Raw genomic sequence first — 15,249 nt, forward strand, 5'->3', positions numbered from 1 at the left:
GTTGGAAATTGTATGACTGGTAAAAAGCGTTCGGCCAGTTCCAGCCGCTGGTTACAGGAACACTTTAGCGATAAATATGTGCTTGAGGCACAGAAAAAAGGGCTACGCTCCCGTGCCTGGTTTAAACTTGATGAAATACAGCAAAGTGACAAGCTGTTTAAGCATGGTATGACGGTAGTTGACCTTGGTGCCGCACCGGGGGGCTGGTCACAATATGTGGTAACGCAGATTGGCAATAAAGGTCGCGTTATCGCTTGTGATATCCTGCCTATGGATCCCATCGTTGGCGTTGATTTCCTGCAGGGTGATTTTCGTGATGAACTGGTGCTGAAAGCGCTGATGGATCGTGTCGGAAATGACGAGATACAGGTTGTGATGTCAGATATGGCACCAAACATGACCGGAACACCAGAGGTTGATATCCCAAGATCAATGTATTTAGTTGAGCTTGCGCTGGAAATGTGTCGGGATGTACTGGCACCTGGCGGTAGTTTTTTAGTGAAAGTGTTTCAGGGAGATGGCTTTGAAGATTACCTCCGGGAAATTCGCTCCCTGTTTACGAAAGTAAAAATTCGTAAACCGGATTCTTCGCGCTCTCGTTCGCGCGAAGTGTACATTGTAGCGACTGGGCGCAAACTATAGTACCCTACGCTGTCTGTTAACACAGTTGTAATATGAGGTTAATCCCTTGAGTGACATGGCGAAAAACCTGATTCTTTGGTTAGTCATCGCAGTTGTGCTGATGTCGGTCTTCCAGAGCTTCGGGCCCAGCGAGTCAAACGGCCGTAGGGTTGATTACTCAACTTTCCTGTCCGAAGTGAATCAGGATCAGGTCCGCGAGGCGCGTATAAACGGGCGTGAAATCAACGTTACCAAAAAAGACAGTAATCGATACACGACCTACATTCCCGTCAACGATCCCAAGTTACTCGATAACCTGTTGACTAAAAATGTAAAAGTAGTTGGTGAACCGCCTGAAGAGCCGAGCCTGCTGGCATCGATCTTCATTTCCTGGTTCCCGATGCTCTTGCTTATCGGTGTCTGGATATTCTTTATGCGTCAGATGCAGGGCGGCGGCGGCAAGGGCGCGATGTCCTTTGGTAAAAGCAAAGCCCGTATGCTGACAGAAGATCAGATTAAAACCACTTTTGCTGATGTCGCAGGTTGCGATGAAGCGAAAGAGGAAGTGGGAGAGCTGGTTGAATACCTGCGTGAGCCAAGTCGCTTCCAGAAACTGGGTGGTAAAATCCCGAAAGGCGTGCTGATGGTCGGTCCTCCGGGTACCGGTAAAACATTGCTGGCCAAAGCCATTGCAGGTGAAGCAAAAGTACCATTTTTTACCATTTCAGGTTCTGATTTCGTAGAAATGTTCGTTGGTGTGGGTGCTTCACGCGTCCGTGACATGTTTGAGCAGGCAAAGAAAGCCGCACCTTGCATCATCTTTATTGATGAGATAGATGCTGTCGGTCGCCAGCGTGGCGCTGGCTTGGGCGGTGGTCATGATGAACGAGAGCAGACGCTGAACCAGATGCTGGTTGAGATGGATGGTTTCGAAGGCAACGAAGGCATTATCGTTATTGCCGCCACTAACCGGCCTGATGTGCTTGATCCTGCGCTGCTACGACCTGGTCGTTTTGACAGGCAGGTTGTCGTAGGTCTTCCTGATGTACGTGGCCGTGAGCAAATTCTGAAAGTTCATATGCGCCGTGTTCCGTTGGCCACCGATATTGATGCAGCAATTATTGCACGTGGTACGCCAGGCTTTTCCGGTGCGGACCTCGCGAATCTGGTGAACGAAGCCGCCCTGTTCGCTGCTCGTGGTAATCGCCGTGTCGTGTCGATGGTTGAGTTCGAGAAGGCGAAAGACAAGATCATGATGGGAGCAGAACGTCGCTCCATGGTGATGACCGAGGCACAGAAGGAATCCACCGCCTACCATGAAGCAGGCCATGCCATCATTGGTCGACTGGTTCCTGAACATGATCCGGTTCATAAAGTCACCATCATTCCTCGTGGTCGCGCATTGGGCGTCACCTTCTTCCTACCTGAAGGTGATGCAATCAGTGCCAGTCGCCAGAAACTGGAAAGCCAGATTTCCACTCTGTATGGCGGCCGCCTGGCGGAAGAGATTATTTATGGTGTTGAGCACGTTTCTACCGGTGCATCTAATGACATCAAGGTTGCAACATCCATAGCGCGTAACATGGTAACGCAATGGGGCTTCTCAGAGAAACTGGGTCCGCTATTGTATGCAGAAGAAGAAGGTGAAGTTTTCCTTGGTCGTTCTGTCGCCAAAGCGAAGCACATGTCTGATGAAACTGCCCGCATTATCGACCAGGAAGTCAAATCACTGGTGGAAGGCAACTATGAGCGTGCCCGTCGTATCCTGAATGAAAATATGGATATCCTTCATGCAATGAAAGATGCGCTAATGAAGTATGAAACCATTGATGCTCCGCAGATTGACGATCTGATGGCACGTCGTGAAGTGCGACCGCCTGCGGGTTGGGAAGATCCCGGAACTAATAATTCTGATAATAATGGTACGCCAAAGGCACCGCGACCGGTTGATGAACCGCGAGTGCCAAATCCAGGTAACACCATGTCAGAGCAGATGGGCGATAAATAATCCTGTCTTAGCGAGCCAACCACAAACCCCGGCGCTGACCGGGGTTTTTTATATTCCAAAAACGCAATACGATCGGCAACCCCCTCAGGAGAGATACCGTTATGAAGCTTTACGCCAGAGATTCCGTGCTCGATCTGTCACATCCCCATGTTATGGGTATTTTAAATGTGACGCCGGATTCTTTCTCAGATGGCGGCAAGCATAACGATTTAATTCAGGCGGTTACACACGCTAATGAGATGATCAATGCAGGTGCAACCATCATTGATATTGGTGGGGAGTCCACGCGTCCGGGAGCCAGTGAGATTAGCCTTGAGGAGGAACTGGGGCGGGTGATACCGGTTGTGGAAGCAATTTCGCAGCGCTTTGAAGTGTGGATTTCAGTGGATACCTCTAAACCTGAGGTGATTCGTGAATCAGCACAGGCTGGTGCACATTTAATTAATGACATCCGTTCATTACAGGAACCGGGAGCGTTGGAGGCTGCGGCAGCGACAGGGTTGCCGGTCAGTCTGATGCATATGCAGGGAGAGCCACGCACCATGCAACAATCTCCCCACTACCGGCACTTGCTACGCGATGTTGAGGCATTTTTTGTTGAGCATATTTCCCGTTGTGAAGCCGCAGGAATAAAAAAAGAGCAGCTGCTGCTCGATCCCGGGTTTGGTTTTGGTAAGAATCTCGGTCACAATTATCAGTTGCTGGCGCACCTGGCTGATTTTCATCGATTTGGTATACCGTTGCTGGTGGGAATGTCACGTAAGAGTATGATTGGTCAGTTGCTGAATGTCGGACCATCGCAGCGTCTGACCGGCAGCCTGGCTTGTGCCGTGATTGCCGCTATGCAGGGTGCGCACATTTTGCGTGTCCATGATGTTAAAGAAACCGTCGAAGCAATGCGCATCGTCGAAGCAACACTGTCAGCGAAGGAAGAGTAACCCTATGAGCAATCGTAAGTATTTTGGCACTGATGGTATTCGCGGAAAAGTTGGCGAATCTCCAATTACCCCTGATTTCGTGCTGAAACTTGGCTGGGCTGCGGGTAAAGTGCTGGCGAGAAACGGCTCAAAAAAAATCATTATTGGCAAGGACACGCGCATTTCCGGTTATATGTTGGAGTCTGCGCTGGAAGCAGGACTGGCTGCGGCAGGCCTGTCGGCGGCTTTTACCGGACCGATGCCAACGCCAGCCATTGCTTATCTGACCCGTACCTTTCGGGCAGAAGCCGGGATTGTTATTTCTGCTTCACACAATCCTTTTGATGACAACGGTATTAAATTTTTCTCCATTGAAGGGACCAAACTGCCTGACGACGTTGAGGAAGCCATTGAAGCTGAAATGGAAAAGCCCATTACCTGCGTGGAATCAGCCGAACTGGGGCGTGCCAGCCGAATTGTTGATGCTGCTGGTCGCTACATTGAGTTTTGCAAAGGAACCTTTCCAAGTGAACTGAGTCTGAACGGGCTGAAAATCGTCGTGGATTGTGCCAATGGCGCCACCTACCATATTGCGCCGAATGTATTGCGCGAGCTGGGAGCAACGGTGATTACGCTGGGCGTACAGCCAGACGGTATGAACATCAACAAAGAGTGTGGTGCAACCGATGTTCGTCAGCTACAGGCACGCGTACTGGCAGAAAAAGCAGATATTGGTCTTGCTTACGATGGCGATGGCGATCGTATCATGATGGTGGACCATCTTGGTCATAAAGTGGATGGCGACCAGATCCTGTACATTATTGCGCGTGAGGGCCTGCGCCAGGGGCAACTGCGAGGTGGCGTGGTAGGCACACTGATGAGCAACATGGGGTTGGAGCTGGCTCTCAAGCAGCTGGGCATTCCTTTCGCCCGTGCTAAAGTGGGCGACCGTTACGTTTTGGAAAAATTGCAGGAAAAAGGCTGGCGTTTGGGGGCGGAAAACTCCGGCCACGTTATCCTGCTGGATAAAACCACCACCGGAGATGGTATCGTTGCAGGTTTGCAGGTGCTTACTGCTATGGTACGCAACCATATGAGTCTTCATGACTTATGTAGCGGAATGAAACTGTTGCCGCAAATTCTGGTAAACGTCCGCTTTAGTGGCGAAATCGATCCGTTGGAAGATGAACTGGTTAGATCAGTCACCGCTGAGGTTGAAAAGGAGTTAAGTGGGCGAGGACGTGTACTGCTGCGTAAATCTGGTACGGAGCCATTGATTCGGGTGATGGTTGAGGGTGAGAATGAGGAACAGGTGAAGTTGCTGGCACACCGTATTGCTGACTCAGTTAAGGCGGTTTAAACGCGGACAGCTTCCGGGCGGAGTAGATAATTAAATTGCACAATATTTGCCTGGTTGTCCGCGTTGCGTAAATAAACGGCGGCGAACGTCTGATTTATCGACGTTTTTTTTATGCGATCGGTTTTTTTGCTGTTTTTTTCTGCAAACGACAAGGTGGCAGTAAATTACCCTTGCGTGGGCAGACCGCTTTGGTTAGTATTCACACCCGCTTCTGATGGGTGGCGATGATACTCAATCCCTGATGAGTTTGACGCTTTTGATGTGCGACACGTGCGCAAGGAACAGGTTGAATTATGTACGAAGCTCTTTTGGTTGTTTTCCTTATTGTGGCAATAGGCCTTGTTGGTCTGATTATGCTGCAACAGGGTAAAGGCGCTGATATGGGTGCGTCATTTGGTGCTGGCTCCTCGGCAACGCTGTTTGGCTCTAACGGTTCAGGCAACTTTATGACCCGTCTGACCGCAGTACTGGCGACGTTGTTCTTCATCATCAGTCTGATTCTGGGCAACATCAACAGTAACAAAACTCAGAAAGGAAGCGAGTGGGAAAATCTGACTCAGCCTGCACAATCTCAGCAGCAGGGCCAGCCAGCTAAGCCGGCCACACCGGGTAGTGATATCCCTCAGTAAGTAGTAAATGTTGTTATGTTCGACGCGACAGAATGAAAAAAGTCGCAATCTTTTGTGCCGTGGTGGTGGAATTGGTAGACACGCTACCTTGAGGTGGTAGTGCCCGCATGGGCTTACGGGTTCAAGTCCCGTCCTCGGTACCAAATCTCAGTTTTGCTTGCATTTTTTGCAAGTTCGGCGTAGTATTTGCCACGTTTTCGGACGCGGGGTGGAGCAGCCTGGTAGCTCGTCGGGCTCATAACCCGAAGGTCGTCGGTTCAAATCCGGCCCCCGCAACCATTTTCCCTTAGAGTTATTTTCAAATATACTGTGTGTCTGAAAGTAGGCATCAACAGCAGATTTTGAAAAAGATTCTTCTGGATTGTGCCGAATCCGCCATTTATGGCGTACAGGGTCCAGTCGCTTAACGCCCCGAATTTTCGGGGTTTTTTGTTATCAGGAAACAGCAAACTGGGCTATTAGGCCCTTTTTTTATGTCTTGGGGGTGGGATTGTCCACATTAGAGCAAAAATTAACAGAGCTGATTGCAGCACCGGTAGAAGCGCTTGGCTTTGAGCTGGTCGGTATTGAGTTTATACGCGGCCGCACTTCTACATTGCGCATCTATATTGATAGTGAAGATGGCATCACTGTTGATGATTGCGCCGATGTCAGTCACCAGGTTAGTGCCGTGTTTGATGTTGAGGACCCCATCACCGTGGCTTATAACCTTGAAGTCTCCTCACCAGGCCTTGACCGCCCACTCTTTACCGCTGAACACTATGCAAGATTTACGGGTGAAGAAGTGAGTCTGGTGTTGCGTATGGCCGTACAGAACCGCCGTAAATGGCAGGGGATCATCAAATCTGTTGAGGGTGAGATGATTACTGTTGCTGTTGAAGGCAACAACGAAGTGTTCGCGCTGAGCAACATCCAGAAGGCGAACCTGGTTCCCCACTTTTAAAAGTCCGGATTGAGGCATACCAGGATGAACAAAGAAATTTTAGCTGTAGTTGAGGCAGTATCTAACGAGAAATCCCTCCCGCGTGAAAAGATTTTCGAAGCGCTGGAGAGTGCACTTGCCACGGCTACCAAGAAAAAATATGAGCAGGAAATCGACGTGCGCGTCAGTATTGACCGCAAAAGTGGTGATTTTGACACTTTTCGCCGCTGGCTTATTGTTGATGAAGTTACCATGCCAACCCGTGAAATCACCCTGGAAGCGGCACGTTTCGATGATGAGTCATTGAATGCAGGCGATTTTGTAGAAGATCAGATTGAGTCGGTTACCTTTGACCGAATCACCACCCAGACGGCTAAGCAAGTTATTGTCCAGAAAGTCCGCGAAGCAGAGCGGGCGATGGTGGTCGACCAGTTCCGTGAGCAGGAAGGGGAAATTATCACCGGCGTGGTGAAAAAAGTTAACCGTGACAATATTTCGCTTGAAGTGCGGCCAAACGATGGTTCCAGTACCAACGCCGAAGCTGTGATTATTCGTGAGGATATGCTGCCACGTGAAAACTTCCGCCCGGGCGACCGTATTCGCGGTGTGCTTTATGCCGTGCGTCCTGAAGCTCGTGGTGCGCAATTGTTTGTCAGCCGCTCAAAACCAGAAATGCTGATTGAACTTTTCCGTATTGAAGTGCCTGAAATCGCTGAAGAAGTGCTTGAGATTAAAGCAGCTGCCCGCGATCCTGGCTCACGCGCTAAAATTGCGGTGAAAACCAACGACAAGCGTATTGATCCGGTCGGTGCCTGTGTCGGAATGCGTGGCGCGCGCGTTCAGGCGGTTTCCAGTGAGCTGGGTGGCGAACGTATTGATATCGTACTTTGGGATGATAATCCTGCCCAATTCGTGATCAATGCTATGGCTCCGGCAGATGTCGCATCCATCGTTGTTGATGAAGATAATCACACCATGGATATCGCTGTTGAATCTGGAAATCTGGCTCAGGCGATTGGCCGTAATGGTCAGAACGTTCGCCTGGCTTCTCAGCTGAGCGGCTGGGAACTGAATGTGATGACGGTAGACGACTTGCAGGCCAAGCATCAGGCTGAAGCCCACGCTGCTATCGACGTCTTTACCCGCCATCTCGATATTGATGAAGAGTTTGCGACCGTTCTGGTTGAAGAAGGTTTCTCTTCGCTTGAAGAGTTGGCTTACGTACCGATTAACGAGCTGCTGGAAATTGACGGTCTGGATGAAGAGACCGTTGAAGCGCTCCGCGATCGTGCAAAAAATGCGTTAACCACACTTGCTCTCGAAAAAGCAGAGAACCACGGTACGAATCTGCCGGCAGAAGACTTGCTGAGTCTGGAAGGTCTGGATCGTGAGCTGGCATACAAGCTGGCGGCAGCAGGCGTTTGCACGCTGGAAGATCTTGCCGAGCAGGGTGTTGACGATCTGTCAGATATTGAAGGCCTGAGCGATGAACAGGCTGGTGAGCTGATTATGGCTGCCAGAAATATCTGTTGGTTCGGTGACGACGCATAACAAACTGTAGCAGGAAGGAACAGCATGACAGATGTAACCGTAAAATCGCTGGCCGCAGAGATTCAGACTCCGGTAGAACGCCTGGTACAGCAATTCGCTGATGCAGGGATCCGTAAGTCTGCCGCTGATTCTGTGACGCAGCAGGAAAAAGAAACGCTCCTGACTTATCTGAATCGTGCTCAGAATGGCGATTCTGGTAAACTTACTTTGCAGCGCAAGACGCGCAGCACCTTGAATATTCCTGGCACCGGGGGTAAAAGTAAATCGGTGCAAATTGAAGTCCGCAAAAAGCGTACCTATGTAAAAGGCGATCCTGCAGAGGCTGAACAGGCTGAAGCAGAAGAGCAGGCACAGCGTGAAGCGGAAGAACGGGCGCGTCGCGAGGCTGAAGAAAAAGCCCAGCGCGAAGCTCAAGAGAAAGCGAAGCGTGAAGCCGAGGAGCAGGCTAAACGTGAGGCAGCTGATAAAGCCAAACGTGAAGCAGCGGAAAAAGATAAAGTGAGCAATCAACATACTGACGAAATGGCCCGGGCAAACCAATCTGATAAAGCCCGACGGGAAGCTGAAGCTGCTGAACTGAAGCATAAAGCTGAACAGGAAGCACGTCGCAAGATTGAAGAAGAAGCGAAGCGTGTTGCAGAAGCTGCCCGTAAGATGGCGGAAGAAAAAGGCTCCGAGTGGGCTGAAGCGGAGAAAGAAGTGGAAGACACTGCTGACTACCATGTCACCACGTCTACACATGCCCGTGCTGCTGAAGACGAAAACGATGCGCAGGTCGAAGGCGACCGTCGTTCCCGTGCAGCTCGCCCTGCTAAAGCTACGCAACGTAAAAAAAGCAATAAGCATTCTGAAGCGAAAACTGACCGTGAAGAAGCGCGGGCGCAATTCCGTGGCGGCAAAGGCGGTAAGCGTAAATCCAGTACGCTGCAACAGGGCTTTAATAAGCCTGTGCAGGCGGTTAACCGCGACGTCATCATCGGTGAAACCATCACCGTAGCGGAATTAGCCAACAAAATGGCGGTGAAAGGTTCTCAGGTCATCAAAGTGATGATGAAAATGGGAGCCATGGCCACTATCAATCAGGTGATCGATCAGGAAACTGCCCAGCTGGTAGCGGAAGAGATGGGACATAAAGTGACGCTTCGCCGTGAAAACGAGCTGGAAGAAGCGGTAATGAGCGATCGTGATACGGATGCAGCGATGGAATCGCGAGCCCCTGTTGTGACCATCATGGGCCACGTCGATCACGGTAAAACCTCTCTGCTGGATTATATCCGCTCCACTAAAGTCGCCTCTGGCGAGGCGGGTGGTATTACCCAGCATATTGGTGCCTATCACGTTGAAACTGACAACGGAATGATCACCTTCCTGGATACGCCGGGCCATGCTGCCTTTACCGCAATGCGTGCTCGCGGTGCTCAGGCAACGGATATCGTTATTCTTGTGGTTGCAGCCGACGATGGCGTAATGCCTCAAACTGTCGAAGCCATTCAGCATGCCAAAGCGGCAAAAGTGCCTGTTGTGGTTGCGGTGAACAAGATCGACAAGCCAGAAGCCGATCCGGATCGCGTTAAAAACGAACTCACTCAGTACGGTATCATTCCCGAAGAGTGGGGCGGCGAGAACATGTTTGTTAATGTGTCTGCCAAAGCCGGTACCGGTATTGATGACCTGCTGAATGCTATCCTCTTGCAGGCGGAAGTTCTGGAACTAACCGCAGTTCGCCAGGGTATGGCAAGCGGTGTGGTAATCGAATCTTTCCTGGACAAAGGTCGTGGTCCGGTTGCTACCGTACTGGTGCGTGAAGGTACGCTGAATAAAGGCGATATCGTGCTGTGCGGCTTTGAATATGGCCGTGTGCGTGCAATGCGTGATGAGCTGGGACGTGAAGTTTTAGAAGCAGGTCCTTCTATTCCTGTCGAAATCCTTGGTTTATCAGGCGTTCCTGCTGCTGGTGATGAAGCAACAGTGGTGCGTGATGAGAAAAAAGCGCGTGAAGTGGCTCTCTATCGCCAGGGCAAATTCCGTGAAGTTAAGCTGGCACGTCAGCAGAAATCCAAGCTTGAGAACATGTTCGCTAACATGACGGAAGGCGAAGTCTCTGAGCTGAATATCGTGCTGAAAGCTGACGTTCAGGGTTCTGTCGAAGCCATCTCTGATTCGCTGCTTAAACTCTCTACTGACGAAGTGAAAGTTAAAATCGTTGGTTCCGGTGTGGGTGGTATCACTGAAACTGACGCCACACTTGCGGCTGCATCAAACGCAATTCTGGTTGGCTTCAACGTTCGTGCTGATGCTTCTGCACGTCGCGTCATTGATTCAGAAAGCCTGGACCTGCGTTACTACTCCGTCATCTATAACCTGATTGACGAAGTGAAACAGGCGATGAGCGGTATGCTGGCACCTGAGTACAAGCAGCAGATAATCGGTCTTGCTGAAGTACGTGACGTATTCAAATCACCTAAGTTTGGTGCCATCGCTGGTTGTATGGTGACGGAAGGTAACATTAAACGTCACAATCCAATCCGTGTTCTGCGCGACAACGTGGTTATCTATGAAGGTGAGCTGGAATCTCTGCGCCGCTTCAAAGATGACGTCAACGAAGTGCGTAATGGCATGGAGTGCGGTATCGGCGTGAAGAACTACAACGATGTACGCGTTGGCGATATGATCGAAGTGTTCGAAGTGATCGAAATCCAGCGTACTATCGCTTAATGGTCGCCTGAAAAAGTGACTTATTTGGGAGGCTGGCGCGCCTCCCATAGGCTGTATCCCACCATTGTGCGTGAAGACCGCCAGTGGTCAAATAGCGTTGCAGTAAGGCGTTCGCCATTTGTTTGGTTATCCAAACAAATGGCGAATCACGCAGGAGCAACGTGATTTGTCCCCGGCCCTTCGGGTCGCGCACCATTAGTCCGTTCTCTGCGTTTTCAGGTTTGAACATAGACGGCTATGCTTTGCACCTTCCGCCTTGCTAACGAACTATTGGTACTACGACGGTCTCACGAACAACAGTGGGATACAGCCTTAATTTGGAGAGAATAATTATGGCGAAAGAATTTGGTCGCCCACAGCGTGTTTCTCAGGAACTGCAAAAAGAGATCGCGATTATTTTACAACGTGAAATCAAAGATCCGCGCCTGGGCATGATGGTTACTGTTTCCGGTGTGGACGTTTCCCGCGATCTTGCCTATGCCAAAGTGTTTGTCACCTTCCTCAATGACAAAGATGAAGATGCGATTAAAGCGGGGCTGAGGGCGCTGGGTGATGCGTCTGGCTATATTCGCACCTTGCTGGGGAAAGCAATGCGTCTGCGTATAGTGCCAGAGCTGACTTTTTTCTATGATAATTCTCTGGTTGAAGGAATGCGCATGTCTAACCTTGTCACTAATGTGGTGAGAAACGACGCTGAACGCCGGGGTTCTACGGAAGAAGACGAAGATAAGGAAGCGTAATGAGTCGTCCTCGTCGTCGTGGCCGCGATGTTCATGGGGTGCTGTTGCTGGATAAACCCCAGGGGCTCTCTTCCAACGATGCATTGCAGAAGGTCAAACGTCTGTTCAATGCTAATCGTGCAGGTCATACCGGTGCGCTGGATCCTCTTGCGACCGGTATGTTGCCGGTTTGTCTTGGCGAAGCCACAAAGTTTTCCCGCTATCTGCTCGACTCCGATAAACGTTACCGGGTGATTGCCCGGCTGGGACAACGTACTGATACTTCAGATGCTGATGGTCAGATTATCTGTGAGCGGCCTCTTAATTTTACTCAACAACAGCTCGACGATGCGCTTGACGGTTTCCGTGGTGAAACTCAACAGGTGCCGTCAATGTACTCAGCACTTAAGTACCAGGGCCGTAAGCTATACGAGTATGCGCGTGAGGGGATTGTTGTCCCACGTGAAGCCCGTAGTATTGTGGTTTATGAGTTGAAGTTTATCCGTTGGGAAGGTCACGAATTGGAGCTTGAAATCCACTGCTCAAAAGGAACTTACATCCGCACCATTACTGATGATCTGGGCGAGATGCTGGGCTGTGGTGCACATGTGATTTATCTTCGACGTCTGCAGGTTGCTACCTATCCCATTGCCAGCATGGTGACTCTTGAACAGCTTGCCGCGCTGAACGAAGAAGCGCTGCGTAGTCAGCGCTCGCCAGCGGATTTACTCGACCCGCTGTTGATGCCGATGGACAGTCCGGCTGCGGCTTACCCGGAAGTAAACCTGCTCAGCGTGGTAGCGGCTTACTTTAAGCAGGGCCAGCCGGTGCAGGCTGCGAATGTGCCGGCTGAAGGCCTGGTGCGTGTCACCGAAGGCGCTGAGCGGACGTTTATCGGGATGGCAGAGATTGCTGAAGATGGCCGGGTCGCGCCGCGTCGCCTTGTTGTGGAATATTCCGACTAGTCATTTGCGTAAGCGTGGCGCTGAGAGTAGAATAGCGCGGCTTTACCATTGGGTTGCTGAATTAGAGATCGGCACCTGTACATTTATCTTTTAATTTGGAGTTGTATCATGTCTCTAAGTGTTGAAACTAAAGCGCAGATCGTCACTGAATATGGCCGTGACGCAAACGACAGTGGTTCTACCGAAGTTCAGGTTGCCCTGCTGACCGCTCAGATTAACCATCTGCAAGGTCACTTCTCTGAGCATAAAAAAGATCACCACAGCCGTCGCGGTCTGCTGCGTATGGTTTCCCAGCGTCGTAAGCTGCTGGATTACCTTAAGCGTAAAGATGTTGCGCGTTACACCAGTCTGATCGAGCGTCTGGGTCTGCGTCGCTAAGTCTTAACGAGTCCGTCCAGCCTTTTAGTGTTTTCTGAAATAAAAATGGGCAAAAAGACGGATTCGTGCGAGTTTCGCTTAAAAGGGGCCTTTATGGCCCCTTTTTTCAGGCAGACGGCAGCAATTCAGGCCAAACTATTGTATTGTTGCTCAGTGTGATCTTCAGTTGCAGAGATTCGCGCGGCTAATGAGAGGCTTTGTCCTGGGTGGGATTGAAGGTTGTCATTAGTCGCGAGGATGCAAATGAGGATTTGAAATCCACGGCAGGGTCAGTGCCTTGCCATGACGTTAAGGACAAAATTTTGCTGAACCCGATCGTTAAAAAATTCCAGTATGGTCAGCATACCGTCACCCTTGAGACCGGTATGATGGCTCGCCAGGCAACAGCAGCCGTAATGGTAAGCATGGATGATACCGCCGTGTTTGTTACTGTTGTTGGTCAGAAAAAAGCCAAGCCAGGACAGGACTTTTTTCCTCTGACCGTAAATTATCAGGAACGTACCTATGCCGCGGGTCGTATACCCGGAAGCTTCTTCCGCCGTGAAGGTCGGCCAAGTGAAGGCGAAACCCTTATTGCGCGTCTGATTGACCGTCCCGTACGTCCTCTTTTCCCTGAAGGCTTCGTGAACGAAGTTCAGGTTATTGCCACCGTGGTTTCGGTAAATCCTCAGGTTAATCCTGATATTGTGGCAATGATTGGTGCTTCTGCGGCGTTGAGCCTGTCTGGCATTCCGTTTAATGGACCGATAGGTGCTGCCCGTGTAGGCTATATCAACGATCAGTACGTGTTGAACCCGACCTCTGATGAGCTGCCCGAAAGTAAACTGGATCTGGTGGTTGCGGGTACCCAGGGTGCCGTACTTATGGTGGAATCTGAAGCCGAACTGCTCAGTGAAGACCAGATGCTCGGTGCCGTAGTCTTTGGCCACGATCAGCAGCAGGTAGTGATTGAAAACATCAAAGCACTGGTTGCTGAAGCCGGTAAGCCACGTTGGGACTGGCAGCCAGAAGCGGTTAACGAATCACTGCATTCGCGCATCTCTGCTCTGGCTGAATCTCGCCTGAGCGACGCTTATCGTATTACTGAAAAACAGCAGCGTTATGCTCAGGTCGATGTGATTAAGTCAGAAGTGACGGCAGCGCTGCTCGGTGAAGACGCATCTCTGGACGAAGCTGAAATCGGTGATATTCTGCACGGTTTGGAAAAGAGCGTTGTGCGTAGCCGTATTCTTCGTGGTGAGCCGCGTATTGATGGTCGTGAAAAGGATATGATCCGTGGTCTGGATGTGCGTACCGGCGTATTGCCACGTACTCACGGTTCAGCATTGTTCACACGTGGTGAAACTCAGGCACTGGTGACGGCTACGCTGGGTACTGCACGCGACGCGCAAAATCTGGATGAGCTGATGGGTGAACGTACCGACAGCTTCCTGTTCCACTACAATTTCCCGCCATACTCCGTTGGTGAAACCGGCATGGTTGGCTCACCTAAACGTCGTGAGATTGGTCATGGCCGTCTTGCGAAGCGCGGCGTCCTGGCGGTAATGCCAAAAGGCGATGCTTTCCCTTATACCGTTCGTGTGGTATCTGAAATCACCGAGTCAAATGGTTCATCTTCCATGGCTTCTGTTTGCGGTGCCTCTTTGGCGCTGATGGACGCCGGCGTGCCAATCAAAGCAGCCGTTGCCGGTATCGCGATGGGCCTGGTAAAAGAGGGTGACAACTTTGTGGTGCTGTCCGACATCTTAGGTGATGAAGATCATCTGGGCGACATGGACTTCAAAGTAGCCGGTAGCCGTGAAGGTATCTCGGCGCTGCAAATGGATATTAAAATCGAGGGGATCACCCGCGAAATTATGCAGGTAGCTCTCAATCAGGCTAAAGGTGCGCGTCTGCACATTCTTGGCGTGATGGAGCAGGCTATCAGCACGCCACGTGGCGATATTTCTGAGTTTGCTCCTCGTATCCACACTATCAAGATCAGCCCGGACAAAATCAAAGATGTGATCGGTAAAGGTGGCTCGGTTATTCGTGCACTGACTGAGGAAACGGGTACTACCATCGAAATCGAAGATGATGGCACGGTGAAAATTGCTGCAACTGACGGAGACAAGGCGAAATTTGCTATTCGCCGTATCGAAGAGATCACGGCTGAAATTGAAGTCGGCCGTATTTACAACGGCAAGGTGACTCGTATCGTTGACTTCGGTGCTTTTGTGGCAATCGGTGGTGGCAAGGAAGGTCTGGTTCATATTTCGCAAATCGCCGACAAGCGTGTGGAAAAAGTGACTGATTATCTGCAAATGGGCCAGGAAGTACCGGTCAAAGTGTTGGAAGTTGATCGTCAGGGGCGGGTGCGCCTGAGCATTAAAGAGGCAACAGCGCCAACTGAGCCAGAAGCGGAAGCAGTGTCGCAGCTGGACGCAGAGTAAGGTTGTCACACTTCAGTTCTTCATGGTCAACC

12 protein-coding genes and 2 tRNA genes are annotated in these 15,249 nt (G+C 50.7%); all 14 read left to right on the forward strand.

The window, feature by feature from the left end:
- Positions 1-12 precede the first annotated feature (12 nt).
- The 14 genes from rlmE to pnp all read left to right on the forward strand — a co-directional run bounded on the left by rlmE (position 13) and on the right by pnp (position 15,217).
- A complete protein-coding gene (gene rlmE, locus EB241_RS15115) occupies positions 13-642 on the forward strand; it encodes a 23S rRNA (uridine(2552)-2'-O)-methyltransferase RlmE (protein WP_124233946.1) in 630 nt (209 codons plus the stop codon).
- A gap of 55 nt (positions 643-697) precedes the next feature.
- On the forward strand, positions 698-2,629 hold the full coding sequence (ftsH, locus tag EB241_RS15120) for an ATP-dependent zinc metalloprotease FtsH (protein ID WP_124233947.1): 1,932 nt from the start codon (positions 698-700) through the stop codon (positions 2,627-2,629).
- A 101-nt stretch (positions 2,630-2,730) separates the two neighbouring features.
- Positions 2,731-3,567, forward strand: a complete 837-nt coding sequence (gene folP, locus EB241_RS15125) for a dihydropteroate synthase (protein ID WP_124233948.1) — start codon at positions 2,731-2,733, stop codon at positions 3,565-3,567.
- Positions 3,568-3,571: 4 nt separating this feature from the next.
- Positions 3,572-4,906 (forward strand): phosphoglucosamine mutase, encoded by a 1,335-nt coding sequence (gene glmM, locus EB241_RS15130; protein WP_124233949.1) that lies wholly within the window; start codon positions 3,572-3,574, stop codon positions 4,904-4,906.
- A 293-nt stretch (positions 4,907-5,199) separates the two neighbouring features.
- On the forward strand, positions 5,200-5,535 hold the full coding sequence (secG, locus tag EB241_RS15135) for a preprotein translocase subunit SecG (RefSeq protein WP_124233950.1): 336 nt from the start codon (positions 5,200-5,202) through the stop codon (positions 5,533-5,535).
- A gap of 56 nt (positions 5,536-5,591) precedes the next feature.
- Positions 5,592-5,678, forward strand: a tRNA-Leu gene (locus EB241_RS15140).
- A gap of 59 nt (positions 5,679-5,737) precedes the next feature.
- Positions 5,738-5,814 (forward strand) — tRNA-Met (locus tag EB241_RS15145).
- Between the two features lie 211 nt (positions 5,815-6,025).
- A complete protein-coding gene (gene rimP, locus EB241_RS15150; RefSeq protein WP_148089650.1) occupies positions 6,026-6,478 on the forward strand; it encodes a ribosome maturation factor RimP in 453 nt (150 codons plus the stop codon).
- A 24-nt stretch (positions 6,479-6,502) separates the two neighbouring features.
- On the forward strand, positions 6,503-8,008 hold the full coding sequence (gene nusA, locus EB241_RS15155) for a transcription termination factor NusA (protein ID WP_124233951.1): 1,506 nt from the start codon (positions 6,503-6,505) through the stop codon (positions 8,006-8,008).
- Between the two features lie 24 nt (positions 8,009-8,032).
- The gene (infB, locus tag EB241_RS15160) at positions 8,033-10,723 is read left to right on the forward strand and encodes a translation initiation factor IF-2 (RefSeq protein ID WP_124233952.1); all 2,691 of its coding nucleotides are present in this window, start codon (positions 8,033-8,035) and stop codon (positions 10,721-10,723) included.
- 332 nt (positions 10,724-11,055) lie between these two features.
- Positions 11,056-11,463, forward strand: a complete 408-nt coding sequence (gene rbfA, locus EB241_RS15165) for a 30S ribosome-binding factor RbfA (protein WP_124233953.1) — start codon at positions 11,056-11,058, stop codon at positions 11,461-11,463.
- The gene (truB, locus tag EB241_RS15170; RefSeq protein ID WP_124233954.1) at positions 11,463-12,407 is read left to right on the forward strand and encodes a tRNA pseudouridine(55) synthase TruB; all 945 of its coding nucleotides are present in this window, start codon (positions 11,463-11,465) and stop codon (positions 12,405-12,407) included. The genes rbfA and truB overlap by 1 nt, the downstream gene beginning before the upstream one ends.
- A gap of 108 nt (positions 12,408-12,515) precedes the next feature.
- Positions 12,516-12,785 (forward strand): 30S ribosomal protein S15, encoded by a 270-nt coding sequence (rpsO, locus tag EB241_RS15175; protein WP_124233955.1) that lies wholly within the window; start codon positions 12,516-12,518, stop codon positions 12,783-12,785.
- Positions 12,786-13,087: 302 nt separating this feature from the next.
- Complete coding sequence (gene pnp / locus EB241_RS15180; RefSeq protein ID WP_124233956.1) at positions 13,088-15,217, forward strand: polyribonucleotide nucleotidyltransferase; 2,130 nt, start codon at positions 13,088-13,090, stop codon at positions 15,215-15,217.
- Positions 15,218-15,249 lie beyond the last annotated feature (32 nt).

The sequence above is a fragment of the Erwinia psidii genome (genome assembly GCF_003846135.1).
Classification (GTDB): Bacteria; Pseudomonadota; Gammaproteobacteria; order Enterobacterales; family Enterobacteriaceae; genus Erwinia; species Erwinia psidii.

What these genes read in the sequence shown, in the direction of transcription:
- rlmE (WP_124233946.1), top strand. Translation starts at nt 13, where the DNA reads ATGACTGGTAAAAAGCGTTCGGCCAGTTCCAGCCGCTGGTTACAGGAA.
- ftsH (WP_124233947.1), top strand. Translation starts at nt 698, where the DNA reads ATGGCGAAAAACCTGATTCTTTGGTTAGTCATCGCAGTTGTGCTGATG.
- folP (WP_124233948.1), top strand. Translation starts at nt 2,731, where the DNA reads ATGAAGCTTTACGCCAGAGATTCCGTGCTCGATCTGTCACATCCCCAT.
- glmM (WP_124233949.1), top strand. Translation starts at nt 3,572, where the DNA reads ATGAGCAATCGTAAGTATTTTGGCACTGATGGTATTCGCGGAAAAGTT.
- secG (WP_124233950.1), top strand. Translation starts at nt 5,200, where the DNA reads ATGTACGAAGCTCTTTTGGTTGTTTTCCTTATTGTGGCAATAGGCCTT.
- nusA (WP_124233951.1), top strand. Translation starts at nt 6,503, where the DNA reads ATGAACAAAGAAATTTTAGCTGTAGTTGAGGCAGTATCTAACGAGAAA.
- infB (WP_124233952.1), top strand. Translation starts at nt 8,033, where the DNA reads ATGACAGATGTAACCGTAAAATCGCTGGCCGCAGAGATTCAGACTCCG.
- rbfA (WP_124233953.1), top strand. Translation starts at nt 11,056, where the DNA reads ATGGCGAAAGAATTTGGTCGCCCACAGCGTGTTTCTCAGGAACTGCAA.
- truB (WP_124233954.1), top strand. Translation starts at nt 11,463, where the DNA reads ATGAGTCGTCCTCGTCGTCGTGGCCGCGATGTTCATGGGGTGCTGTTG.
- rpsO (WP_124233955.1), top strand. Translation starts at nt 12,516, where the DNA reads ATGTCTCTAAGTGTTGAAACTAAAGCGCAGATCGTCACTGAATATGGC.